This is a genomic window from Bacillus sp. PK6-026 (assembly GCF_054161455.1).
Map to the genome: position 1 here is coordinate 2,202,562 of NZ_CP096418.1, position 25,426 is coordinate 2,227,987.

Annotated in this window: 21 protein-coding genes; 7 read left to right on the forward strand and 14 right to left on the reverse strand. The window is 45.2% G+C overall.

All coding sequences use genetic code 11. The features are described from left to right. Positions 1 to 21: 21 nt before the first annotated feature. Positions 22 to 738, reverse strand: a complete 717-nt coding sequence (locus tag M1D59_RS11145) for a 3-ketoacyl-ACP reductase (RefSeq protein WP_020451729.1) — start codon at positions 736 to 738, stop codon at positions 22 to 24. Positions 739 to 1,080: 342 nt separating this feature from the next. Here M1D59_RS11145 and ppsA point away from each other — a divergent pair, with 342 nt between their 5' ends. The 3 genes from ppsA (at position 1,081) to M1D59_RS11160 (ending at position 7,724) form a co-directional block, all read left to right on the forward strand. Then, entirely contained in the window at positions 1,081 to 3,675 is a 2,595-nt protein-coding gene (ppsA, locus tag M1D59_RS11150; RefSeq protein WP_216920763.1) for a phosphoenolpyruvate synthase, read from the forward strand. A gap of 438 nt (positions 3,676 to 4,113) precedes the next feature. Beyond that, positions 4,114 to 5,538 carry an MDR family MFS transporter gene (locus M1D59_RS11155; protein ID WP_026579590.1) on the forward strand — a complete coding sequence of 475 codons (1,425 nt, stop codon included), beginning with the start codon at positions 4,114 to 4,116 and terminating at the stop codon, positions 5,536 to 5,538. Between the two features lie 146 nt (positions 5,539 to 5,684). Beyond that, the gene (locus M1D59_RS11160) at positions 5,685 to 7,724 is read left to right on the forward strand and encodes a molybdopterin-containing oxidoreductase family protein (protein ID WP_023855732.1); all 2,040 of its coding nucleotides are present in this window, start codon (positions 5,685 to 5,687) and stop codon (positions 7,722 to 7,724) included. 40 nt (positions 7,725 to 7,764) lie between these two features. On the opposite strand, the gene M1D59_RS11165 is transcribed toward M1D59_RS11160, so the two are convergent. Then, entirely contained in the window at positions 7,765 to 8,241 is a 477-nt protein-coding gene (locus M1D59_RS11165; protein WP_048350069.1) for a MarR family winged helix-turn-helix transcriptional regulator, read from the reverse strand. 201 nt (positions 8,242 to 8,442) lie between these two features. Here M1D59_RS11165 and M1D59_RS11170 point away from each other — a divergent pair, with 201 nt between their 5' ends. Next, a complete protein-coding gene (locus tag M1D59_RS11170) occupies positions 8,443 to 9,900 on the forward strand; it encodes an MDR family MFS transporter (RefSeq protein ID WP_458118048.1) in 1,458 nt (485 codons plus the stop codon). 4 nt (positions 9,901 to 9,904) lie between these two features. Here the strand turns inward: M1D59_RS11170 and M1D59_RS11175 are convergent, their stop codons facing one another. The 7 genes from M1D59_RS11175 to abc-f form a co-directional block, all read right to left on the reverse strand. Beyond that, complete coding sequence (locus M1D59_RS11175) at positions 9,905 to 11,002, reverse strand: spore germination protein (RefSeq protein WP_411202520.1); 1,098 nt, start codon at positions 11,000 to 11,002, stop codon at positions 9,905 to 9,907. Between the two features lie 39 nt (positions 11,003 to 11,041). Then, a complete protein-coding gene (locus M1D59_RS11180) occupies positions 11,042 to 12,238 on the reverse strand; it encodes a Ger(x)C family spore germination protein (RefSeq protein WP_128823660.1) in 1,197 nt (398 codons plus the stop codon). Continuing rightward, on the reverse strand, positions 12,225 to 13,325 hold the full coding sequence (locus M1D59_RS11185) for a spore germination protein (RefSeq protein WP_128823590.1): 1,101 nt from the start codon (positions 13,323 to 13,325) through the stop codon (positions 12,225 to 12,227). Before M1D59_RS11185 ends, M1D59_RS11180 begins: the two co-directional genes overlap by 14 nt. 30 nt (positions 13,326 to 13,355) lie before the next feature. Beyond that, positions 13,356 to 14,462, reverse strand: a complete 1,107-nt coding sequence (locus M1D59_RS11190; RefSeq protein ID WP_095292022.1) for a spore germination protein — start codon at positions 14,460 to 14,462, stop codon at positions 13,356 to 13,358. A gap of 22 nt (positions 14,463 to 14,484) precedes the next feature. Further along, positions 14,485 to 16,053 carry a spore germination protein gene (locus M1D59_RS11195; RefSeq protein WP_026579586.1) on the reverse strand — a complete coding sequence of 523 codons (1,569 nt, stop codon included), beginning with the start codon at positions 16,051 to 16,053 and terminating at the stop codon, positions 14,485 to 14,487. A gap of 1 nt (position 16,054) precedes the next feature. After that, on the reverse strand, positions 16,055 to 16,180 hold the full coding sequence (locus M1D59_RS11200) for a hypothetical protein (protein ID WP_023855724.1): 126 nt from the start codon (positions 16,178 to 16,180) through the stop codon (positions 16,055 to 16,057). A 146-nt stretch (positions 16,181 to 16,326) separates the two neighbouring features. After that, complete coding sequence (gene abc-f, locus M1D59_RS11205) at positions 16,327 to 18,054, reverse strand: ribosomal protection-like ABC-F family protein (RefSeq protein WP_023855723.1); 1,728 nt, start codon at positions 18,052 to 18,054, stop codon at positions 16,327 to 16,329. A 464-nt stretch (positions 18,055 to 18,518) separates the two neighbouring features. Between abc-f and tlpB the strand changes: the two genes are divergently transcribed. Beyond that, positions 18,519 to 20,504 (forward strand): methyl-accepting chemotaxis protein TlpB, encoded by a 1,986-nt coding sequence (tlpB, locus tag M1D59_RS11210; protein WP_103750503.1) that lies wholly within the window; start codon positions 18,519 to 18,521, stop codon positions 20,502 to 20,504. 44 nt (positions 20,505 to 20,548) lie between these two features. Here tlpB and csaA read toward each other — a convergent pair whose 3' ends face one another. Beyond that, a complete protein-coding gene (gene csaA, locus M1D59_RS11215; protein ID WP_023855721.1) occupies positions 20,549 to 20,881 on the reverse strand; it encodes a chaperone CsaA in 333 nt (110 codons plus the stop codon). A 222-nt stretch (positions 20,882 to 21,103) separates the two neighbouring features. Between csaA and M1D59_RS11220 the strand changes: the two genes are divergently transcribed. Then, on the forward strand, positions 21,104 to 22,432 hold the full coding sequence (locus M1D59_RS11220) for a S8 family peptidase (RefSeq protein WP_101560970.1): 1,329 nt from the start codon (positions 21,104 to 21,106) through the stop codon (positions 22,430 to 22,432). 50 nt (positions 22,433 to 22,482) lie between these two features. Here M1D59_RS11220 and M1D59_RS11225 read toward each other — a convergent pair whose 3' ends face one another. The 3 genes from M1D59_RS11225 to M1D59_RS11235 all read right to left on the reverse strand — a co-directional run bounded on the left by M1D59_RS11225 (position 22,483) and on the right by M1D59_RS11235 (position 24,085). After that, positions 22,483 to 22,893 carry a DUF5367 family protein gene (locus M1D59_RS11225; protein WP_101560971.1) on the reverse strand — a complete coding sequence of 137 codons (411 nt, stop codon included), beginning with the start codon at positions 22,891 to 22,893 and terminating at the stop codon, positions 22,483 to 22,485. 6 nt (positions 22,894 to 22,899) lie between these two features. After that, positions 22,900 to 23,499 carry a TetR/AcrR family transcriptional regulator gene (locus M1D59_RS11230; RefSeq protein ID WP_020451745.1) on the reverse strand — a complete coding sequence of 200 codons (600 nt, stop codon included), beginning with the start codon at positions 23,497 to 23,499 and terminating at the stop codon, positions 22,900 to 22,902. 100 nt (positions 23,500 to 23,599) lie between these two features. Next, on the reverse strand, positions 23,600 to 24,085 hold the full coding sequence (locus tag M1D59_RS11235) for a MarR family transcriptional regulator (RefSeq protein WP_041817221.1): 486 nt from the start codon (positions 24,083 to 24,085) through the stop codon (positions 23,600 to 23,602). A gap of 149 nt (positions 24,086 to 24,234) precedes the next feature. On the opposite strand from M1D59_RS11235, the gene yqeK reads away from it, so the two are divergent. Beyond that, positions 24,235 to 24,849, forward strand: a complete 615-nt coding sequence (yqeK, locus tag M1D59_RS11240) for a bis(5'-nucleosyl)-tetraphosphatase (symmetrical) YqeK (RefSeq protein WP_023855716.1) — start codon at positions 24,235 to 24,237, stop codon at positions 24,847 to 24,849. A gap of 69 nt (positions 24,850 to 24,918) precedes the next feature. On the opposite strand, the gene M1D59_RS11245 is transcribed toward yqeK, so the two are convergent. Beyond that, positions 24,919 to 25,404 (reverse strand): DinB family protein, encoded by a 486-nt coding sequence (locus M1D59_RS11245; RefSeq protein WP_020451748.1) that lies wholly within the window; start codon positions 25,402 to 25,404, stop codon positions 24,919 to 24,921. Positions 25,405 to 25,426: the final 22 nt, after the last annotated feature.

Consider the following 25,426-nt stretch of genomic DNA (forward strand, 5'->3'; position numbering starts at 1 on the left):
AGCCTGTCCTTTCCTGATTGTTTAAGGGTTTGTAGACCACATGCCCGCTGATTTAATAAAAATGCGCGGATGCAGTTTAAGTTGGGCAACCATGTATTCCGCCAGATCTTCAGGCTGCATGACGCGTTCCGGATTGCCGTCTGTTAATTTGGAGTCGATTGCCAAGTCCGTCGCAACCGTGCTCGGTGTAAGAGCACTCACGCGGATATTGTGCTTTCTGACTTCCTGCATCAGCGATTCGGTCAGTCCGAGTACCGCGAACTTAGACGCGCTGTAGGCGCTTGTCCCGGCTGCTCCCCTTTGGCCTGCTGTAGAAGAAATATTAATAATATCGCCGGCTTTTCTTTCGATCATTTCAGGCAGAACGGCGCGTGTTACATTATAAACTCCCATCAGATTCACCTGGACAATATTTTCCCACTCCTCGGGGGATTGCTCAAGAAATCCTGCAAACCCGCCGATCCCGGCATTGTTAATGAGAATGTCGATTTGTCCAAGCTCTCCTTTTACGGATTGGACTGCACGTTCTACAGCTGTTAAATCCTTTACGTCAGCTGCGGCTACAGATACTTTTACGCCGAACGCCTTTAATTCCTCTGCTGCTTTTTCAAGATTCGCAGCTGTACGGCCGATAAGGCCGATATGTACGCCTTCTTTTGCAAGGGCAATCGCTGTTGCGCGGCCGATCCCTCTTCCCCCTCCTGTAATCAGAGCGGTTTTGTTTTGTAAAGATTGCATATGAAAAACTTCCTTTCTATATGTATCACACGTTTAAATTATAGGAAAATAAACTACGTTTTTGCAAATATGACGACTTGCGAAGAATAAACCTCCTGCGCAGCTGGCATCTTCCGCGAACCGACCGGATTAAATCGGCCATCGTTATATTCGATTGCATGAAGAAACAAAAAAAGAACCATGGTTTTACCAGGTTCTTTTAATATTGCATAAAAACAGACGCGATGATATAATCAGATCACGTACGTTTAAAATTAAATGTCATAGATTTCCCATCTTACATTTTAAGTCTACCATATCGGAAAGCTCTTGTCAAATTTTTTTTCGAAGGAGAGATGCAGAATGAGTCATTTCGTTCTCGGTTTTCATGAAATGGAAAAAACACAGCTTTTGCTTGTCGGGGGAAAAGGGTTAAATTTAGGGGAATTATCAAAAATTCAAGGAATACAAGTACCAGAAGGCTTTTGCGTCACGACAGCAGGATTTCAAAAAGCCGTCAAAGGAAACGAAACGTTCCAAGCGTTGCTGGCTCAACTGGCCATGCTAAAAGTTGAGGATCGGGATCAAATTAGTGACATCAGCAGGAAGATTCGGCAAATCATTATGGAAGGAGAAATTCCTGCTGATGTTGTGAAAGCAGTTGCTCACTATCTCTCTCAATTTGGCAAGAAACATGCTTATGCAGTGCGTTCTAGCGCGACTGCCGAGGATTTGCCGCATGCTTCTTTTGCGGGTCAACAAGATACCTATTTAAATGTTATCGGCAAGGATGCGATCTTGCAGCATATCAGCAAATGCTGGGCTTCCCTGTTTACGGAGCGCGCGGTCATCTACCGTATGCAGAATGGATTCGATCACAGGCAAGTTTATTTATCCGTTATCATTCAAAAGATGGTTTTCCCGCATGCTTCAGGAATTTTATTTACCGCTGATCCGATGACTTCCAACCGGAAACTGCTTTCAATCGATGCCGGTTTTGGACTTGGAGAAGCTCTGGTCTCCGGCTTGGTCTCTGCCGATTGTTATAAAGTGCAAAACGGACAAATCGCCGATAAGAGAATAGCGGCCAAGAAATTGGCGATTTATGGACGAGCACAAGGCGGAACAGAGACAAAGCAGATCGATCCTGATCAGCAGATGTCTCAAGCACTCACTGACGGGCAAATTTTACAGCTGGCACGTATCGGAAGACAGATCGAAGCTCATTTTGGCCAGCCGCAAGATATCGAATGGTGTTTGGCTGATGATACATTTTATATTGTTCAGAGCCGGCCGATCACGACTTTATTCCCGATCCCTGAAGCGAATGATCAAGAAAATCACGTCTATCTATCTGTTGGTCATCAGCAAATGATGACTGATCCCATTAAACCGTTGGGATTGTCTTTTTATCTGTTAATTACTCCTGCACCTATGCGTAAAGCCGGCGGGAGATTGTTTGTTGATGTTGCGCCTAGGCTGACGACACGTGCCGGCCGGGAAGCTTTATTAAACACCGTGGGAGCAGATCCGCTTACAAAAGACGCAATCATGACCGTAATCGAGCGAGATTTTATAAAATTGATGCCAAATGATCAAACAGCACCGATTCCGGGCAACGGTCAAACAGATATGCCGGTGCAATTCGAGAACGATCCGACAATCGTTTCTGATTTGATGAAGCGCAATCAAACATCGATCGAAGAGTTAAAGCAAAACATCCAAGCGAAATCGGGATCGGACTTGTTTGATTTTATACTGGAAGATATCCAGCAATTAAAGAAGATCGTATTTGACCCGCAAAGTACGGCTGTGTTTATGGCTGCTATAAATGCGACAACATGGATCAATGAAAACATGAACAAGTGGCTAGGCGAAAAAAACGCCGCTGATACCCTTTCTCAATCTGTACCGGGCAATATTACTTCGGAAATGGGTCTGGAGCTGATGGATGTCGCGGATGTGATTCGCCCTTATCCAGAAGTGATTGATTATTTGCAGCATGCAAAAGAAGATAACTTTCTCGATGAACTGGTTAAGTTTGATGGTGGAAAGGAAATTCAAGACGCTATTTATGATTATCTCAGCAAATACGGAATGCGGTGTCCCGGAGAAATTGATATTACAAGACCTCGCTGGAGTGAAAAACCAATTACACTTGTCCCCATGATTCTTAGTCATATCAAAAACTTCGAGCCTAACGCCGGCAATCGAAAGTTTGAGCAAGGGCGGCGGGCTGCTTTGGAAAAAGAACAAGAGTTAATTGATCGATTGAAGCAATTGCCGGATGGTGAACAAAAAGCTAAAGAAACAAAACGAATGATCGATCTCATCCGGAATTTCATCGGCTACCGGGAATATCCAAAATACGGCATAGTCAGTCGCTACTTCGTATATAAGCAGGCATTGCTGAAAGAAGCCGAACAACTCGTACAAGCGGGCGTTATCCATGAAAAAGAAGATATATACTACCTCACTTTTGAAGAGCTTTACGAAGTCGCACGCACAAAAAAAATAGATAACCAGATCATCAGCAAACGGAAAGACGAGTACAAATTATATGAAAAACTAACTCCACCGCGTGTGATCACGTCTGATGGCGAAATCATTACAAGTGCGTACAAACGAGAAAATTTGCCGCCTAATGCGATTGCAGGCCTGCCTGTTTCTTCCGGAGTGATAGAAGGAAGAGCACGTGTCATTTTAAACATGGAAAATGCCGATCTGGAAGATGGAGATATATTAGTCACCTCCTTTACAGACCCAGGCTGGACACCATTATTTGTATCCATAAAAGGCCTGGTCACCGAAGTCGGCGGATTGATGACCCACGGAGCAGTGATCGCACGCGAATATGGCCTGCCGGCAGTCGTCGGAGTGGAGAATGCGACTGGGCTGATAAAAGATGGGCAACAAATTCGCGTGCATGGCACAGAGGGATATATCGAAATATTGTAATGGTGTCTGTTGCCCAAATAAATACGGGAGTCGACAGTGCATTTAAAAGAACTCTTCAGATTTAGTATCTATCAGGGAAAGGATCCGGAGATAAATTTCTTCAGTCAGAACAGCTGCCAGCAATACAGGTAAATTATACCTGTAATAATCGGCTGATTTGACTGAAAAGATGATCTATGTCCTTCCCTCCCTGTCTTTTCATAATCATCCATACGTTAACTTCAAAAGATGAACCTGACAATTTTATTGTAAATATGGGTGAAACCGAGTATACTCATATAGTTGCCAATCATGAAGAAAAACAATGAACGGCGGTGGAGACACGTTATTATATAAGATGAAAAACGAAAGAAACAAATTGGGACTCCGGATATCTGGGAATCCTACATATCATTTGTCGTCATGTTTTTGGGTAAATTGTATTACAGGAGGTTTGATATGGAGAAAAAGTTTAATTCCAAAGCAATATTAGTCACCTTCATGATTGGTGCATTTTTTGCAATATTAAATGAAACGCTGTTGAACATCGCATTAACAGAGCTGATGGAAGTCTTTCACGTTGATGCCCCGACTGTTCAATGGCTGGCAACCGGATTTATGCTTGTCATGGGTGTTTTAATGCCTATTTCCGCTTTACTGATTCAATGGTTCACGACAAGACAGATGTTTATCGGCGTCATGTCGATTTTTTTAGTCGGAACCATCATCGCCGCTTGTGCAGTGAATTTTCCGATGCTCTTGACGGGGCGCATGATTCAGGCGGTCGGTACAGGTCTCTTGATCCCTATTATTATGAACGCGCTCTTGCTCATTTATCGGCCTGAAGTCCGCGGGAAAATCATGGGGACGTTCGGTTTGGTCATCATGTTTGCTCCGGCGATCGGCCCCACTCTTTCGGGCGTCATTGTTGACATCCTCGGCTGGCGCTGGCTGTTTATTATCGTCATCCCTTTTGCAGTATTTTCAATCTTGTTTGCGGTGAAGTATTTGCAAAATGTCGGAGAAGCGACGCGCCCGCGGGCTGATTTTTTATCGATCGTTCTCTCAACCATCGGGATCGGCGGAATCGTATACGGATTCAGCAGTGCCGGAGAGGCTCCGGAAGGGTTTCAGTCCCCTCTGATCATCGGTGTAATCATCGTCAGCCTGATCAGTATCGTGTTGTTCGTGCTTCGTCAGCTGAAGCTTGAACAACCGTTGCTCGATGTGCGTGTGTTCGCCTATAAAAATTACACACGCGGGGTCTGCCTATTTGTGATTGTGATTATGGCGATGTTCGCTTCCGAAATCGTGATGCCGATGTATTTGCAAGGACCGCTTGGTTTTACAGCCAAAGCAGCAGGGCTTTTACTTTTGCCCGGGGCCTTGCTAAACGGTCTCATGTCACCGGCCATGGGCGCTTTATTCGATAAGTTCGGGCCGAGAAAACTCATCATTCCGGGTACGATCGTTCTCGTCGGCGTGATGTTTTTCTTCAGCAGGATCAATCCTTCGGTGCCGGTCTGGGCGTTTATTATTGTGTACATCATCTTGATGCTGTCGATCTCAGCCATCATGATGCCTGCGCAGACGAATGCATTAAACGAATTGCCGAAACATTTATATCCTCATGGAACGGCAATCGCCAACACGCTTCAGCCTGTTGCAGGCGCACTCGGTGTTTCGGTGTTCGTCAGCATCATGAGCCAAGGCCAGAAAAGCTATCTTGCCGGACAAGAAGCCGCAAGCCCACAAATCGTGCATGAAGCGATGACTCACGGTGTTCACCATGCCTACTGGTTTGCGCTTGCTTTATGCTGTATCGCTTTCTTTACCGCTTTATTTATTAAAAAAGCGGTCGCGCCTGATTTTGATAAAGAATAAACAAAAACTTAAAGGATGTCCTTCCAGGGGCATCCTTTTTTATCGTTGTTCTGCCGCGATTCTTTCGGCTCTTATTTTCAGAATTGACGAGATTTTGTGATATAATGCTAGAATCATATTCATTTTATCGGAAAGGAACGGATTCCATGGAGTCATTTGTTGATCAAAAAGACGGGATTTTCAAATCCGTATGTTCGCTCGACTGCCCGGATCAATGCGGGCTGCTCGTTCATAAAAAAGACGGAAAAATCGTTAAAATACAAGGCGACCCGGATCATCCGGTCACACAGGGCAATATTTGCAATAAAGTCCGCAATATGACGGAGCGTATTTATGATCCCAAACGGCTGAAAACTCCGCTGAAACGGACGGGTCCAAAAGGTGACGGGATTTTTGAACCGATCAGCTGGGATGAAGCAATTGAAACGATTCGCTCCCGCTGGCAGTCGCTCATTGAACAGGAAGGCCCCGAAAGCATTCTGCCCTACAGCTTTTACGGCAATATGGGGAATTTGACGGCTGAAGGAATGGACAGGCGCTTTTTTCACCGCCTCGGGTCGAGCCAGCTTGACCGGGCGATTTGCACTCCTGCCGGTTCTGTCGGCTATAAATACACGATGGGCGGAAGCATCGGCACAGACCCTGAAGATACAACGGAAACAAAACTGTTTATCTTTTGGGGAATCAATGCAGTCTCAACCAACATGCATCAAATCACTATTGCTCAAAAAGCCCGGAAAAACGGTGCAAAAATCGTTGTGATCGACGTTCATAAAAATCAGACAGGGCGGATGGCGGATTGGTTTATTCCGATTCGTCCCGGCACGGACAGCGCGCTTGCGCTTGGCATTATGCATGTCTTATTCGAGGAAAATTTGGCTGATGAACCATTTCTGAAAGAATTTACAGTCGGCCATGAAGAGCTCCGTCGCCATGTACTGCAATACGATCCCGCCACTGTAGAGGCAATCACCGGCGTATCCCGGAATGATATTATCGAGCTCGCCCGCTTGTACGGCCGCACCTCCCCTTCCCTGATCCGGATCGGCAACGGTCTTCAGCATCATGACAATGGAGGAATGATTGTTCGCACCATCGCGTGCCTGCCCGCGATCACGGGCCAATGGACGAAAAAAGGAGGCGGAGCGATCAAAGGCAACACGGCATTTTTGGCCTATAATACAAAAGCTTTGCAGCGTCCCGATTTACTAAAAGGCAGAACGCCGAGAGTCATCAACATGAATCAGCTCGGCAAAGCTCTCCTAGAAACCGAGCCTCCGATCCGTTCGCTGTTTGTGTACAGCAGCAATCCGGCCGTCGTCGCGCCGGAGGCGAACAAAGTCAGGAAAGGGCTTGAGCGCGAAGATTTATTCACGGTTGTTCACGATTTATTCCTGACGGAAACGGCACGGTATGCCGATATCGTCCTGCCGGCTTCTTCCGCTTTCGAAAATACGGATTTCTATACATCATATTGGCACCATTATGCGCAAATTCAGCAGCCTGTTATTGAAAAATACGGTGAGAGCAAGTCAAATACAGAAGTATTCAGACTTTTGGCTGAGGCGCTGGGCTTTGATGATGAACCGCTGAAAGATTCCGACGAAGAGATGATCAGACAGGCGCTTGACTACCCTGATAATCCGTGGCTCGACGGCATTGACTACGACAGCCTGACTGAAAAGCATTTTGTCAAAGCCAATCGGAAAACGATTTTTCCTGATAAACTGCCAACGCCCAGCGGAAAAATTGAATTGTACTCAAAACTGATGGAACAGCACGGCTATCCGGGCCTGCCGACTCATACCCCGCTTGTTGAAACTGACAAGTATCCGTTTTTATTTGTACCCGGACCGAATCATAATTTTTTAAATTCGACCTTTTCAAACAATGAAAAGCATATCAAATTAGAAAAGGAGCCGAAACTTCACTTAAATAGAAAGGATGCCGAAGAAAAAGGCATCGAAAACGGAGATTTGGTGAAGGTTTGGAATGACCGCGGATCATGTATCCTGCCCGCTGCGGTCGGAGAACACGTCCTTCCGGGTGTGGCCGTCAGCCAAGGATTATGGGCGGATGCAGATGGGAAGCATTATCTCGTCAATGCGCTGACGCCTGATCGATTAGCTGATATGGGCGGTGGAGCAACTTTCTTTTCCGGAAGAGTTCAAATTGAAAAAATATGAACGTGTACAAAAGACCGGTTGAAAACAAACCGGTCTTTTGTCACTTTGTCTTCTTTAAAGTTTTGGCATAATCAGCGGCGAACGCCGTGCTGTTTTTCAAAAATTTGATAATGGTTTGCAGTTCCCCCTCTGAATATCGGCTTAAAAATCCGGCAGATTCTTGCGCCAAGTCTTGAAAGATATGAGAGATCTTCTCCATGTTTTCCGGGATCAGCTCGACTAAAAGACGCCTTCTGTCGGACGAATCCCTGATGCGTCTGACATAGCCCGTTTTCTCAAGGCGGTCGATCACGCCTGTGATCGCTCCCGTTGTCAGCCAGCTTTTTGCGGCAAGCTCCCCCGCTGTTACTTTCCCTTCCCGCGCGATAATCTCAAGGCATTTATGATCCGTGGCGTTCAGTCCGATTTTCTCGCCGATCGCCTCGTGCAGAAAAATGGTTGCGCTGCTGTGAAATCTCAACTGCTGTATCAGCTCGTTGAGCAGCCCTTCTCCTTCAATATGATTTGTTCTTGACATCGGTAACACCCTTCTATAAAATCATTATGTCTTAGCAGCTAAGATATTTATTTCCTGATATAAATGATCATAACAGGATGAAGCGTCCATGCCAAACGCTGCTTTAGAACGAATTTATTTAAAGGAGAATAGATTGATTTGTCACAAACTCAAAATCAAAAATTAGGATTTGTTGTAGCAGGGCTTTTGCTTGCTATTTTGATGGCTTCGATGGACAATACCATCGTTGTCACGGCAATGGGAACAATTGTCGGCGATCTTGGCGGACTCGACAGCTTTGTCTGGGTTGTATCTGCCTTTATGGTCGCTGAAATGGCCGGCATGCCGATATTCGGCAAGCTGTCGGATATGTATGGAAGAAAACGTTTTTTTCTTTTTGGCAGCATCGTGTTCATGGCGGGATCAGCATTGTGCGGAACGGCTACAACCATTGAGCAGCTCAGCATTTACCGCGCGATCCAAGGAATTGGCGGAGGCGCGCTCATTCCGATTGCTTTTACCATCATTTTTGATATTTTCCCGCTGGAAAAACGCGGTAAGATCACTGGACTTTTCGGCGCTGTTTTTGGCCTTTCGAGCATTTTCGGACCGCTCATCGGCGCCTATGTCACTGACTACATCAGCTGGCACTGGATTTTTTATATGAATCTGCCGCTCGGTATGGTTTCTTTTGTTTTCATTCTTCTATTTTACAAAGAAACGAAACAGCATGAAAAGCATCGCATTGATTGGCTAGGGGCGATCACGCTCGTAGGAGCAGTCGTATGCCTCATGTTTGCGTTGGAGCTCGGCGGCGAGAAATACGCCTGGGATCCGAATGTCATCCTTACACTTTTCGGAAGTGCAGCCGTCTTATTGGTTTGCTTCCTCTTGATCGAACGTAAGGCCAGTGAACCGATCATTTCGTTTCATATGTTTAAAAACCGGCTGTTTGCCGGCAGCACGCTTGTCGCTTTATTTTACGGCGGGACATTTATTTCAGCTACCATCCAGATTCCGATCTTTGTTCAGGGTGTTTACGGAGATTCTGCGACAAACTCCGGGCTTGTTCTTTTGCCGATGATGCTCGGCTCTGTCGTATCAGCCCAGCTTGGCGGATTCTTAACGACAAAAATGAGCTACCGGAACATTATGCTCATCTCCGGACTGGTTCTCGTCAGCGGGTTTTCTTTATTAAGCACGCTTAACATTGACACTCCGCGTTTATTATTAACCATTTATATGATTGTTGTCGGCTTGGGAGTCGGTTTTTCTTTCTCTGTATTAAGCATGGCGGCTATCCATCATTTCGGCCCGGAACAGCGCGGCTCAGCGACTTCTACGAGCAACTTTATGCGCTCTCTCGGCATGACGATCGGCGCCAGTATGTTCGGCATGATTCAAAAAAACCAATTTTCAGAACAGATGGAAGATATGTTTAAAAGCACAGGCGCTTCAAATCTCGCCTCACCGAATGATGCCAACCAGATTTTGTCTAGTGCCCGGGCATCAATGCCACCGGATATTTTAAATCACATCACCGAGGCGCTGTCACATTCGATTGTTCATACGTTTACTTGGGCAATTTTCCCCGCAGCGGCCGCCTTTTTGCTCGTGTTTTTCATGCCGAATGACAGGGTGAAACCGAGAGCTAAGAAGCAAGTGAACAAAGCGGGCTGAACATCTAGCTTTGCAAAGGTTTCTTTTTCCTCATTTTCGAAATCAATAAAAGCGGAACCGGCACAATGCCGAATAAAACCACCGCAATGTAGCTGATCATGTTGCCGAGAGAAAAAACGCCATCGAGGTTTTTGGGCGTCATCGCGATAACATACATCACCGGAAGCAGACCGAACATAATCGGTCTGCTCTTTTTTTTGAAAATTTGCGACAGCCCCAGCGATGCGGCGTAAAATGAGACGGAAAAAGTCGCAAACAACTGCATAATCCAGATGACAAGGAGCAGCGATTCAAAACGTTCAAATATTAAGCCGGGCATTTCAAAACTGCGGATGAGATCAAGCGTCGGCCATGTCAACGCGGTTACCCCGTCGACTGACAGCCCTCCGATCACGAATACGACCGTCGTTAAGTAAAAGAGTATCGCAATGCCGATTCCCATGACAACGACTTTGACACCATCTTTCGGCTTTTTCATAAACGCCAAAAGAAACATCATTACTTCTGCGCTGATAAATGAAAGCATTGTCGCTTTTGTCCCCTTTAATGCCGGCATGATGCCTTCCCCGAGGACTGGCCGCAGGTTATCCAGTTCGAATATGCCAAAACTCATAAATACGACGGTTAAAAAGAAAAGGATTGTAATCGGAAAAATGATTTCAAATAAACGGGCAAGCGATCCCATACCGTCTTTTATCGAATAAAATCCGACCCACATCATCGACATGACGATCGCCCAAATCGGTGTTTGCTGCAGCAAAAAAAAGGTGATGACTTCTGCCATAATTCTTGCTTCAAAAGCCGCAATCATCACAAAATGCTCAATAAACAGTAGGCTGATCACAATACTGAGCCACTTTCCGACAATGTTTTCCCCATATTGAAAAAATGTTTGCCCGGGATAATCCTGGCTTAATTTTGTCATCACCACTCCGGCTGCCATTGTGATAATTCCGCCTAATAGGACGGAAATCCATACATCCGGCGTACCGGCTTCTTCTGCAGCGGTTCTTGGCAAGGTGAGAATCCCGGCAGCCATAATATAACTGACTAAGACAATAATGGCCTGAGAAGTCGTAATTTTATCTTCGGAACGGATCATTGCGTATTTCTCCGCCTTTCGTGATTAGAAGTGCTTCTGTTACTGATCCCCAACGGTACCGTATTCTTTAATCGTGATTTGCACATGAAATGTAATCGGTATATCGGTAAAGGTCTCATCCCAATTTTTCTTTAGTTTTTCCCAAAGCCTCGGATGCTTGATCCTCAGCTCGTTCCCGAATCCGGCAAGATCTGCTTTGTATTCGGTTTTCATTTTTTTTGTAATGTCCTCCATCGTTTTTTTCACCGTTTTCTCGGTTGTTTTTTCGACCTTTTCTAAAAATTTGTTATCAAAAGCTTTTTCATTCGTGCTCCAGTTTTCCGCAAGATAACCATCTGACTTTACGTTCACTTCAAAAGAAAGACGGTTTCCTTTGACGATAGGCTTGATGTCGCTTTTAATCGTTTCGACACCAAATGCGGTCACTTTTTTTTCTTCCGGGTCATAACTTTTAACCGTGCCTCCAATTCCCATTCCGGTGATCCACATTACCCCTTCTAAGTCATGTTCATCCAAATAACCGATCAGCTTATTGGTTTTTCCGTTGATCGCGGCTGCTCCTGCATATTTGACTTCCCCATCGGTACCAATAACATTTTGAAGCAGATAGCTCGTTCCTGACCTCATTTTGCCTGTCAGTTTGGCAAGTGTCACAGGAGGAAGAATTTTTTTCGCTTTATATTCATTTTCGACGATTTTGCGCAGTCGAAACGCCGGCATTTCACCGGTTTCCTTCAGCTCAAGCGTGTCTCTCGCCCGCCCTCTTGTGACGATCACCATACTGCTCGGCCTGATTTCATTATCGCGGAGAGGCTGATCAAGCAGTTCTGCCAGCGAATAGGTGCGGAGAAGCTCAGCGGCGATGACAATCACCTTTAAATGAGGACTGAATACAGGCCTGTCCTGTCTCAATGCTACTTCAGAGTTAATTTGCTGAAGCGAGTCCCCCGTTCCATAAACGTTAATATACGATTTTTGATCAGTGCTTCCTCCGGTCGATTTTGAACCGGCCGCCTGTTCGTTCACGTATTGATAGATCATCGTGATCCGATCTTTTTTCGGGTAATTACCTCCCATTTCGTCAAATTTTTTTTCGAGTTCGGTTTCTTTGCCTTTGTCAATCCCCATCGCAAATGTAAGACCCAGCTCTTCAATTTCATGGCTGCTCCAGCATCCGGTTAATAAAAACAAAAGTAAAGCAATCGTTAAGTAGCGAATGGTGTTAATTTTCTTCAAACTTTCTCCTCCTTACTTTCGATATCACCAAAAGCATGAGCGGGATGAGCCCGACTAAAAAGATGGCGCTGTTGCCGATCAGATCTCCCATTTGAAAGAGCTGGTCGATATTTTTAGGCGTCATCGCAATGAGATAAATGACCGGAAGCAAGCCGAATAATATCGGTTCCATCCTCCTCTTCAAGAGTTGTGACAGACCTATAGCAGCAGCAAAATAGCTAATCGTAAAATTGGAGAATATTTGCATGATCCAGATGACCAGCAGCATGGACTCAAACCGTTCAAAAATCAGCCCCGGCATTTCAAAGCTTCTCATTAAATCAATCGTCGGCCAGGTCCGTGATGTCACTCCATCGACCGACAGTGCACCGATGACCATAATAACGGTGATCATATAAAAGATAATCGGGAAAGAAATGCCCATTAAAGTAGCTTTTAACGCTTGCTCGGGCTTTCTCATAAAAGGAACGATGATCAGCAGAACTTCTATGCCTGTATAAGCAAAAGACGTTGTCTTGACTCCTTGCATCACCGGCACGATCCCTTTCCCGAGAACCGGACGCAAATTGTCGGTCTCGAATATGCTTGCACTCATAAATATGACGACAAGAAAAATGAGAACTGTAATCGGAAAAATGATTTCATAAAGTCGGGCAATCGGATTGATACCGCCGATTATTAAATAGATCCCGCTCCATAAAAAAACCATCGCCATCGCCCAAAGCGGCGTGTCTTCCAGTAAGTAAAATCCCATAACCTCTGTAACAGAACGGACTTGGAAACTCGACGTTGCGAGAAAATAGCAAATCAAAAGCAGGCTGAAAAGCCCTCCCGGCCACTTGCCAATAATATCGCGGCTGTATTGATATAACGTTTTTTCGGGGTACTCCATGCTTAATTTCACCATGATGAAACCTGCCAATAGAGCAATCAATCCTCCAAATGCAACAGACAGCCAGACATCCGGCGTCTTAACCGCTTCCACAGATGTCCGCGGCAGTGTCAAGATACCAGTTCCCAGCAGAAAATTCGTGATGACGATGACGGTTTGCGAAACGGTAATTTTGTCTTGCTGACTCACCATCATGGAGAAATCCCCCCTTTCCTTTTTCAATCATCAGCCTCTGTCAGTTCCTTGTTTCCTCCTTTTTATTTTTGAAATCACCAGCAGGACGAGCGGTGTCATGCCGCCTAAATAAACGCCGCTGTTTCCAATAAAATCTCCGAATGCAAACATGTTGTTGATATTTTTCGGGATCATGGCCATGAGATAAATCACCGGAAGTAAAGCAAACAGCATCGGCCGAATATTTGTTTTAAAGAGCTGGGCCAGGCCTAATGCTGCACCATAAAAAGAAATGACAAAGGTGGAGAACAGCTGCATGATCCAGATGACCAGCAGCAAAGACTCAAACCGTTCAAATATCAGACCGGGTATTTCAAAGCTTCTCATCAAATCAATCGTCGGCCAGGTTCGTGATACCACCCCGTCTATAGACAGGGCGCCGATTACCATAACGACGGTGATCATATAGAAAAGCAAAGGGATGGCGATCCCGATCACAACCGTATGAATGGCCTTGCGAGGCTGATACATGAAGGGCATCAGGATCAAAATGATTTCAATACCTGAAAAAGACAATGCGGTCACCTTTATTCCTTTTAAGACAGGCCCTATTCCCTTGCCAAGTACAGGACGCAAGTTGTCCACATCAAAAATTCCGATACCCATAAACACGACCAGCAGAAAAAGAATAAATGTAATGGGGAGCACGATTTGGAACAATCGGGCGATCGAACTTAAACCGCCAACGATCAAGTATAATCCCACCCATAAAAAAATCATGACAATGGCCCAGCGGGGGGTTCCTTCCAGTAAAAAAAAGCGGATGATTTCAAGCATCGAGCGGACCTGAAAACCGGAATGGGCCAATAGATAAGATACGAAAAACAAGCTGATCAGGCTGCCGATCCATTTGCCGATGATGTCCTGACTGTATTCATAAAAGGTTTTATCAGGATATTGATGGTTGAGCTTTACCATGATGACCGCGGCCAAGAGAGCGACTAAGCCGCCTAATATAAGCGTGATCCAAACATCAGGGGTTCCGACCTCGTCAACAGACGTTCGCGGGAGCGTCAGGATCCCTGTCCCAAGCAGGAAATTGGTGATGATAACAGCTGTTTGCGAAGTGGTAATGCGCTCTTCGTGCCTGACCATCATAAGTGTCTCCCTCCTTTCTCTGCTACTGACGTGTCGAATCGTCTGTTTTTAGCAACTTCGGCCGCTTTTTCATCAACTGTATCGGCATGCGAACGATGAAATCTTTCCAATCTTGCAAACGATAAGGGACAGCCGGGCTTGCGTATGGAACGCCAAAGCTTTTCAGCTTCACCGCGTGGCTGGCAAGCATGAGGAAAAACATAATCACCCCGTACAAACCGAACGTGGCTGCACAAAACATCGCCACAAATCTCAACATGCGCAGCGAAATACCGGCGCTGTATTGCGGAATGGCGAATGAAGAAATCGCGGTAACGGCGACAACGATGACCATAATCGGGCTGACAATGCCTGCCTGCACGGCAGCCTCCCCGATGATGATACCGCCGACGATTCCCATCGCCGGACCGATTGGTTTTGGCAGCCGGAGGCCGGCTTCGCGCAAAATTTCGATCGCCACTTCCATAATGAGCGCTTCGATCAGCGATGGAAAAGGTACACCCACCCTCGTTCCGGTAATGGAAATCGCAAGTTCACTCGGAATCAGCCCAGGATGAAACGAAATAAAGGAAATATATAAAGCGGGTCCAAGAAGCGAGATCATCGCTGCGCCAATTCGCATGATGCGGATCAGTGAACTCGGGAGCCAGCGTTCATAATAATCCTCGGGCGATTGCAGGAGCATACTGAATGTAACCGGAACGATTAAAACAAAAGGCGTCCCGTCCAATAAGATGGCCACTCTGCCCTCCATTAACGCACTCATCACCCTGTCAAGACGTTCAGTGCTTTGCACCTGCGGAAATGGACTGAGATAATTGTCTTCGATCAGCTGCTCGACAAAACCTGATTCGAGCACATCATCGATATCAATCTTTTCGATTCTTTTTTTGACTTCTTCCACCAGTCCTGGTTCAGCCACGTCTTTAATATAGGCGACGACAAGATTTTTGACAGCTCGCTTCCCAACTTGAAATTGAACCATAGACAAATTTTGATTTTTGCCGTGCTGCCTCAAAAGGGCTGTATTTGTGCCAATCGTTTCCGTAAAGCCGATGCGCGCCCCTCTGACCAAGGATTCAGATACGGGCTCTTCAATGTTCCTTGTATTTTTTTTAACGGTTCCCAGCAATAAAACTTCCGCTGAACCGTCGATCAGCAGTATGGCCGTACCCATCAACACTTCCGGCACCACTTCGCTGACATGCTTTGCCACTGATACTCCGCTGATTGATAAAATCTGCTTTTGGATTAAGTCCGGTATATTGCTGCTTAATGAAGAAAGCTCAATGTTATATTCTTTGGAGAAATCATCCATAAGGGATTTCATAATATGTTTGTCAATCAGGTCTTGATCTGCAAGCATTTCAACAAAAACAATCGCCGCCCGGATGCCGGTGCGCCCTAAGTTGAATTCTCGGAAATGAACGTCTGAGTTATTCTCCAAGGCTGTTTTGACCGCTTGCAGGTCGTGATCAAAATCGCCGGTCAAATACCCCGTTGATTCCAAAGCCGGCACTTCATTTTTAGGTTTTTCCGGCTTGTTGGACGATTGTATCAATCTGCGCGTTTTTGCTTTCCACCATCTCATATCAATCATCCCCTGCCGTACGAAGCCACAGAAATACTTTTGATATGGCAAACGGGACGAAAAAAACAAAAAAAGCCTGCATCAGGACCATCCAGTCCGGAAAATAGGAAACAATCGTTTTCCACATGTTGATCACCCTTTTTTATTGCTGTAGTAAGTCCATCATTTTTATCCTATTATTACCTTGGGTGCCATCTCTAATGGGTGGTAATTTAAACCACGTCAAACAAAAAAGAACCATCTGTGTTAAAAAACACAAATGGTTCTGTCCATTTATTCTTTTTCTAAAAACGCCCGTTTGCGTTTGGCCAGCTCTGAAAATTCCTGATCCAATTCATGATATCTCGGGTCTTGGGGTGTGAGTCCGGCTAATTCTCCGAGAACGGCGGTCATCCGATTTTCGATGCGAAGCCGTTCCTCTTCATCGCGTTTTGCATGTCGCTGTTTCTTTCTGCTCCGATAATCTTTCAATCCGGTTTCGACGCGGGTGATGCGCCCATTTTCAAATACGAGAAGTTTGTTACACAATTGATCTGTAAAATACAGGTCATGCGACACAATGATGATCGTGCCTTGAAACTCAAGCAATGTCTGTTCAAGCTGCTCTCTGCTTGGCAAATCAAGGTGGTTGGTCGGTTCATCCAGAATCAGCAGATCATAATCCTTTAAAATCATACCTGCCAGTTTAATCCGGGTCCGCTCCCCGAGGCTGAATGTCCCGATTTCATTATGAAAGCGGTTTTCTTTGATTCCCATATTGGCCAAAATGGTCCGCGCATTTGCGATTTCGGCTCTGTCAGACAAATTCAGTACTTCAGCCACTGTTTGATCAACGCTTAAATCACTGACATCCTGGCTTAAATATGCGGCCTTTACAGATCGGCTCTTCCATAGCGTTCCGGCTGTTGCAGGTTCAGCATCCAACATCATCTTCACAAGGGTCGTTTTGCCGCAGCCATTGTCTCCGATAAGCCCTATTCTCTCGCCATGTTTGACATAAAAATGGCTGTCTTTGAATAAGGTGCGTCCGTCAAACGCTTTTGTCAGGCCTTTCGCTTCGATAATCCGCTTGCCCCTTTTTTCTCCCGATGAAAATTGAAAATTGACAGATTCTGCCTCTTGTGGCTTTTCCGCTTTGTTTTTTTCAAGTTCCTGTTCAAGGCGTCTAAGCTTTGATTTGACTTGGTTATCGAGCTTTTTGGCTTTTACCCGGTGGTATTCTTTAAAGCCCAGCTGCCTTCGTTCTGACCGTGATCCCTGTTTTGTTGAGTCACGGTGGGCTTTCTGGGACCAATTTTGGAGCGTTGCAATCTGTGACTCGATTCTTTCTTTTTGCTTTTGCTGGACTTCATATTGGTGCAGACGTTCTTCATATAACCGTTTTTTCTCCTGCCGGTATGCACTATAGTTTCCTTGATAAGTGTGCAACTTTCCATCTTCCAGCTCAAGTATTTTGGAAACGGATTGATCCAAGAAATAACGGTCATGAGAAATAATCAATACAGCCCCTCGATATTGTTGCAGTTCTTCAAGGAGCCAGCTGATTCCTTTTAAATCCAAGTGATTGGTAGGCTCATCTAAGATGAGGAGGTCAGGCATCGTTTTCCAGACGTGCGCCAGCGCAAGCTTTAGTTTTTCTCCCCCGCTCAAATGACTGAGCCGCTCGGAATTCCAGCTTTGGACCTTTGATAAGCCAAGACGGCTGGTCAACTGATATAATTTCCCGCCCTCATCGTCTGTTAATATGCTGTTGAAGTCATGAACGGAGTACTCAATCGACTGGAGCAGATAGCCGATTTTAAGCGTCCGGTCTGTTTGAACAGTGCCTTTGTCAGCTTTTATATGACCGCTCAATATATTTGCGAGCGTTGTTTTCCCCGCTCCATTGTATCCGACCAACCCAATCCGCTCTTGATTGGAAATGTCAAAATCGATGTTTTTTAAAATCGTTTGCTCTCCAAAGCTTTTTTGCAAACCTCTTATTTTCATTAAGATCGTCATACCGTTCACCTCTGTTTTTATTTTGGCTGACAACAAAAAACCTCTCGCGGAAACCCGGAGAGGATATCATGCCAAAATATGCACCGTGAAAGCGGTATGAACCGATCCCATTTCTTTGCACGACAAAAAACATGCAAATTTCAGAAATTGATGCAAGGTATAAAAGGGCATACTCATCCTATTCTCCAAGTTTCCGTTTTTTCATATTAAAAAAAACGATGGAAAATAAGATTACTGCTTCATGTCCCCTATACCTATTCCTTTCACTGTATTTACCGATTAGTATATAAACGAAGGTAAACTTTGTCAACAGTTATGCAGCCCTTTTTTCAGCCAATCCCGAAAACTGTTGCCTTCGCCTTAGTTGAGCATTTTATTTTGAAGTCTAAATTTTAAAATTTGATGCAAAAGTGTGAAAATTGTCCGATATTAATCTCGTAACCTATAAAAAGGAGTTTTGGCGAATGAAAAAAATAGTAAATTGGATCAAGCATCCATCTCTTTCCAAAAGATTAGCGGTCTCATTTTTATTGATTTTAACACTCCCTGTTTTAATCCTTTCAGGTGTTTCCTATTATACGGCGGGAAGTTCGATTGAAGATGAAATCATGAGAAGCGCAAGAAACAGCGTGGATCAATTAAACGAAACGATCGATCAAAATATCGAAAAAAAAGCGGATGCTATTACATATTTCAGTGAAGTGATCAAAGAAAAAACATACAAGGATAAAGGCCAGACTTCGTTAAGACAACAGTTTGAACAATACGCCAGACAAAATAAAGATGTAGAAGCCGTGTTCACAGGCTCTGCAGACGGTGTCTACGTGCAGCATCCTTATACGAAAATGCCTGACGGCTATAATCCCGCGGAAAGGCCATGGTTCCAAGAAGCGGTTGAGAAAAAAGGCGAAATCATCGTCACTGATCCATACACCTCTGCCGCTACCGGCAACACGGTCATTACCATCGCCAAGCAGAATGAAGACGGGTCAGGCGTCGCGGCGCTCAGCTTGAATATCGATGAGCTGATTAAAGCGACAAATGATGTCAAAGTCGGAAAAGACGGCTTTGCTTTTATCTCAAGTGCATCTAAAAAATATATCGCCCATCCGAAGATTAAAGCCGGAACTGAAGGTGAAGGCGGTTGGGTTGACCAAGTTTACGGCAAAGAAAAAGGTGAATTCAAATATACTTTTGAAGGAAAAGAAAAGCAAATGGCGTTTGCAACAAACAAACTGACAGGCTGGAAAATTGCCGGGACAATGTTTTCCGATGAGATAACAAACGCCACAAAGCCCGTCTTTTATATGGCTCTGATCGTCTTTTCAGTGGCTTTGGTGCTAGGCGGAATTCTCATTTTCTTTATCATCCGCGCGATCAGCAAACCATTGAATCAGCTCGTTCAATCTGCAAAAAACATCAGCAGCGGCGACTTGACACAGCAAATTAAAGTGCGTTCAAATGACGAATTCGGGCAGCTCGGCACAAGCTTCAATGATATGGCGGAATCGCTCCGCACACTGATCGGCACCATTCAGGAATCGGTTGAGAATGTCGCCTCATCATCAGAGCAGCTGACAGCAAGCGCGGAACAGACGAGCCAAGCGACAGAACATATTACTTCTGCGATCGAACAGTTCTCTAACGGGGCCGAAAGCCAGAATGAAAAAGTCGAAACCAGCTCGCAGCAGCTCAGCCAAATGAATGAACATCTGAGCGAAATGACCGAAGTGTCGGAATCGATTACTGAATCATCGATCAAATCGACAGAAATCGCCGAAACCGGCGGAGAACTCGTTCAGAAAACGGTCGGCCAGATGAACTCCATCGATCGATCTGTCAAACAAGCTGAGAGCGTCGTCAAAGGTCTCGAAGGCAAATCGAAAGATATCACATCAATTCTCAGGGTCATTAATGGAATTGCCGATCAAACGAATCTATTGGCATTGAACGCCGCGATTGAAGCGGCCCGCGCCGGCGAGTCAGGCAGAGGCTTTTCCGTCGTCGCCGAAGAAGTTCGAAAGCTTGCTGCCCAATCAGCGGAATCGGCAAAAGAAATCGAAGCGCTGATTCAGGAAATCGTCAAAGAAATCGAACATTCTCTCAAGATGTTTCAATCGGTCAACCATGAAGTCCAATCCGGACTCAAAATTACCGAGAAAACAGAAACGAGCTTTCACGAAATCAGCGGCATGACGAATGAGATCGCCGGCAAGCTGCAAACGCTCAATGCAGCGGTCGAACAATTGTCGAAAGGCTCAGAGGAAGTCTCCGGTGCCGTTCAGGAAATCGCCGATGTTTCAAGGGAAAACACAGCTGGAATACAAGATATTGCAGCATCAGCGGAAGAACAGCTGGCTTCAATGGAAGAAATCAGTACGTCTTCTGCCACACTTGAACAAATGGCGGAAGATCTGCGAGATTTAACGAAAAAATTCAAGGTGAAATAAAAAAAGAGGCTTCCTTCTGGTAGAGGGAGCCTCTCTTTTATGTATCAGCTGATCTTCGTTCCATTGGGCGCTTCTTGATCAGGCGCCAGCAAAATAACGTCGCCTTTTTCCGGCACGCCGCCAAGAACGAGAACTTCCGATTTAAACCCGGCAATCCGCCGCGGCGGAAAATTGACGACTGCCGTCACCTGCCGGCCTATAAGCTTTTCAGGTGTATAACGCTTTGTGATTTGAGCGCTCGAACGTTTGACGCCAATCTCTTCTCCGAAATCGATCTCAAGCTTAATAGCCGGCACTTTCGCTTCAGGAAACTCTTCCGCTTTTAAAATTGTCCCAATCCGAATATCCAGCTTTAAAAAATCTTCGATTGTTGCCATGAATTCAGCTCCTTTGGCCGCTTTCTAGAGGGTGATATTGACATGACTAGAATATCATGTATTTTGGTTCGTTTAAACCCTGGACTTCCGTTGCCACTTTCAGAAGCGAATGGGAAACAGGCCTCTTTTGCCGCCGTTTTAGGACAGCCAACTTTACGGGAACCCCCTTTCATTCATAGATTAAGAGGAAGAATAAACTATAAGAGATGAGGTGGAACTAGGATGTTCGGTTCCTATATGGTTCAAATGGTAAGGTCCAACGCCCATAAACTGGACCGGCCGCTGAGAGAAAGCGTGCTGAAACTCTATAAACCTTTTAAATGGACACCTTGCTTTTTACACGGATTTTTCGAAAAAATATTAATGAAGAACAAAAAAATACCGGTCATTATTGAATTTGAAAAAGACAGCCACCATAAAGGCTATCAATTAGTCAATGAAATGATCGGCAGCAAGAGAAGAAACAAAATCAAGCATCGCTTTTCCAACATTAGCTGCTGCAGCGCGGAAGTCACCCCTTCTTCTTTGCAATCGCTTCTATCTCAATGCGGTGACATTCGCAAAATTTATTTAAATCGCAAAGTGAAAGCGCTCCTCGACGTAGCGGTTGAATCAAGCCGTGCCAAAGAGGTGATCAGAAACAACCAGACGCTGACAGGCAAAGGTGTTACAATCGCTGTCATTGATACGGGCATATACCCTCACAAAGATCTTGAAGGCAGGATCAGGGCTTTTCAAGACTTTGTCAACCAAAGGACAGAACCGTATGATGACAATGGCCATGGCACACACTGCGCCGGCGATGCTTGTGGAAACGGAGCTGCCTCATCGGGTCAGTACCGGGGGCCTGCTCCTGAAGCGGAACTTGTCGGTGTAAAAGTATTGGACAAAATGGGATCCGGCACGCTGGAAACTGTCATTCAAGGGATCGATTGGTGCATTCAATTCAATGAGGAAAACCCTGATGATCCGATCGACATTCTTTCAATGTCATTGGGGGCAGATGCGTTACGCTACGAGAATGAGGAAGAAGATCCGGTCGTTAAAGCTGTTCATGCAGCATGGGACGCAGGCATTGTTGTATGTGCGGCAGCCGGAAATTCCGGTCCTGATGCGCAAACGATTGCCAGCCCTGGCGTCAGCAGCAAGATTATTACAGTCGGAGCTTTGGATGACCGGGATACAGTCAGCCGGGAGGATGATGATGTTGCCTCTTATTCAAGCAGAGGGCCGACGATCTACGGTCAAGTTAAACCGGACTTGCTGGGACCGGGCACAAATATTACATCGCTTCGTTCACCTGGATCTTTCCTCGATAAGATGCAAAAAGCAAACAGAGTCGGCACAGATTATATGATATTATCCGGAACCTCGATGGCCACGCCGATCTGCGCAGGCATTGCAGCCCTTATTCTTCAGCAAGCCCCAGGGACAGGACCTGATGAAATCAAACAACTGTTAATAAACGGAACCGATTTATGGAAAGATCGCGATCCAAATGTTTACGGTGCTGGATACATCAATGCAGAACAATCGGTTCCGCAAGATTAAAGACCGTTCGCCCGTTTTAGCATAAAGCGGGCGAATCTTACATAAAAGATTTAAACCGCAGACCTTCTTTTTTCAAGTATGAGCGGTATCGTCAAATACATGGCATACGCGAAGACCATCCAAACCGCAAATCCAATCACCTGGCCCTTTGAAAGCGCCGGGAAGATCAATGAATGATGCCATAAAGAAAATGTGTCGAGAAACAAACCGACTGCCGACCCTACAATGCCAAACTTAACCGCAGCAAACCTCGATTTGTCAACTCGCCGGTAAGCGAGGATCACGGCATATAGTAGGCCAAAAGTTCCGGCTTCAAGAAGCAAAAAGCGGAGCATAAAAGAATCTTGGCCGGGTTCGGCAAGAACCGCACTGCCGAACAGCATAAAAAACACGGTGGCGCCAAGCCAGACAACGAACGAAAAAACAAGAGCCAAACCGAGTTTTTCAGTTAACATCTCCATCTCCCTTTACTCCCCTCCATGCTGTTTTACGGCGGTTTCCGTCAGCATCTGCAGAACCGCCTCTAATTCCCCGTAGACTTTTTCAGAGGAAAATCCCGAAGACATCAGCGACTGAAGAGCAAGACCGTCGATTAGTGCGTTTAAAAGAATGCCCCACGTGCTGAAAGAAACCCCGTCAACAGGAGAACGCTTCCACATCTCGGAAAGCTGTTCTGCCAACACCGCATTTTCCTCTTCGAGAAGTTCTCCAAGCTGCTCGTTTATCTTTTCATTTCGAAAACCTAAAACGGCTAATTCTAAAAAAAGTTGATGGTAATACGCATCTTTCCGTGTTCTTGATTTCGCCGATGACAATCCGTCTTTTATCCTTTCGGCAGCGGGTCTATCATTTGCTTTCAACCGTTCCCACGACGCGCGGCAAAGGTCGCGGACCACTTCAAACACAAGCTGCTCTTTTGTCCGGAAATGATAGTAAACCGTTCCCTGTGTCACCTTTGCTTCTTCAGCAACCGCCTTTAACGTCAGTTTGTCCAGACCCTGTCCGGCAATGCGGCGCTTAGCTGCCTCAATTAACGTTTCTTTTGAAGTCACATTCGGCCTCGCCATTCACTTCACCTCTTAGTTATCTGAATAACTAACTCATTAATTCAACTATAATCTGGAAGGGGTTTCTTGTCAATCGCTCATTCAAGTTAACATAATATTATTATTGTTTCCTATCCGTTTCTGTCATAAGTGTCAGACCTTGAAGAAATTTCAAAATAGCTCCCTGTTCTGCTGTTGAAAACGAATCGAGAAACCTCTGAAACTGTTCCGCTTTTTGCTGATGGAGCTTTTCATGAAGTTCATACACTTGTTTTCCGCTGGGCGTCAGCCTGAAGTAGATCTCTTTTTTATTGTCCGTCAATTGAAACCGTTTAATGAGGCCTTCTTGCAGCAGCTTTGAACTGATTTTTGTAATATTTGCTTTTGACAAATTCATTTTTTTGGCGATGCCTGTATTATTAATCGGTTCATCATCACCGATACAGCTGATGACATGGATGGTCGTCATATTCCCCGGGAGCCGTTTAACATCAGATTCTGCCGCCTGCTTTAAAAATGCCTTGAGATCAGTATCCGCTTTTTGTTCGTTCAGGTGCAGGAGTTTAACATACATATCATAGATCAGCTGTTTTGTCAGTTCAGACATAGTCAATGGACAGTCCCTTCTTTTTATTTTCCGGTTAACAAAATATTTTAATGGTATGTTTTAGGATTTGTCAATGTTATGATAAGGTAAAATCAGATAACAAATGTGTTTTGTTTATCATGAAACAACCTCAAAAAGGAGAATCTCTGATGAATATTGAAGGAATAGAGATGGAAGTTCGTTGCACAGGTGATGTATGTTCAGATGCCCTTGAATTTTTGAGACGCCATAACCACGAAAAAACAGCCGAACATTCGATAAGAGTGAAAAAAGCGGCGGAAGAATTGGCAAAGCGTTTTCATGTTCCTGCACAAAAAGCGGGAATAGCCGGTATTATGCATGACATCAGCGGTGTCATCCCTAATGAAAAAAGAATTGCGGCTGCTGAGGCGCTCGGTATTGATATTCTGCCCGAAGAACGGATATTTCCGATGATTATCCATCAAAAACTGTCGAAAGTGATGGCGCGGGACCTGTTTCAGGTGGCGGATCAAGATATTTTAGATGCAATAGAATGCCATACAACGCTTAAAAAAAATCCCTCCCAGCTCGACCTTGTCCTGTTTTCAGCGGACAAAATAGAATGGGATCAGACAGGGACTCCGCCTTATATCAAGGAGCTTTGTGAAGCGCTTGAAATTTCTCTGGAGCACGGGGCGTTTGTTTATATTCAGTATTTGTGGAAACAAAAAGATAAACTGAAAGTTGTCCATCCCTGGCTAAAAGACGCCTATTATCACCTGAAAGCAATAATCGAAGCTTGACCCAGGCAAAATGAACTGCGGCTTAGGGTGGGTGACCGCCTTAAGCCGCCATCTTGCCTGACAACACCGTTAGTTGACGCCTTTTGAAGGGTCCCACGATTTCTGCTGTTTTCGGATCGTGACGATTTGTCCCAGATGGTAAGCGTTATGAAGAATGAGAAGGGACAAAATCTCCGCCCAGGTGGAATGCGGATCATGCTGGGCCGGCTCCTTCAGCATCTTCTCTTCGCATGCCGAAAGCGCATCGATCCATTCGTTATAGATCGTATTCAGTTCCTGCCGGCTTTCTTCCCAGCCCAGTCCGCTTTTGTTTACAAACGTATCATCGATCGTATAATCAAAAGCCGGAACGGGAATTCCTTTAAACCACTTTAAATAGCGCTCGTTGTAAAAAATCAAATGGTTGGCAATTTCTAAAATCGAATTTTCCGAACCTTCCCCTTTTTGCCTTGCCTGGCTTTCCGTAAGATCAGCGGAAGCCGTTTGAAAACAAACAAACCAAGTCGTTTCGTTAAAGCATGCTTTAAACTGTTCAAGCAAAATGTTTTTTAGCATAAATACCCTCCAGTTCGATTCG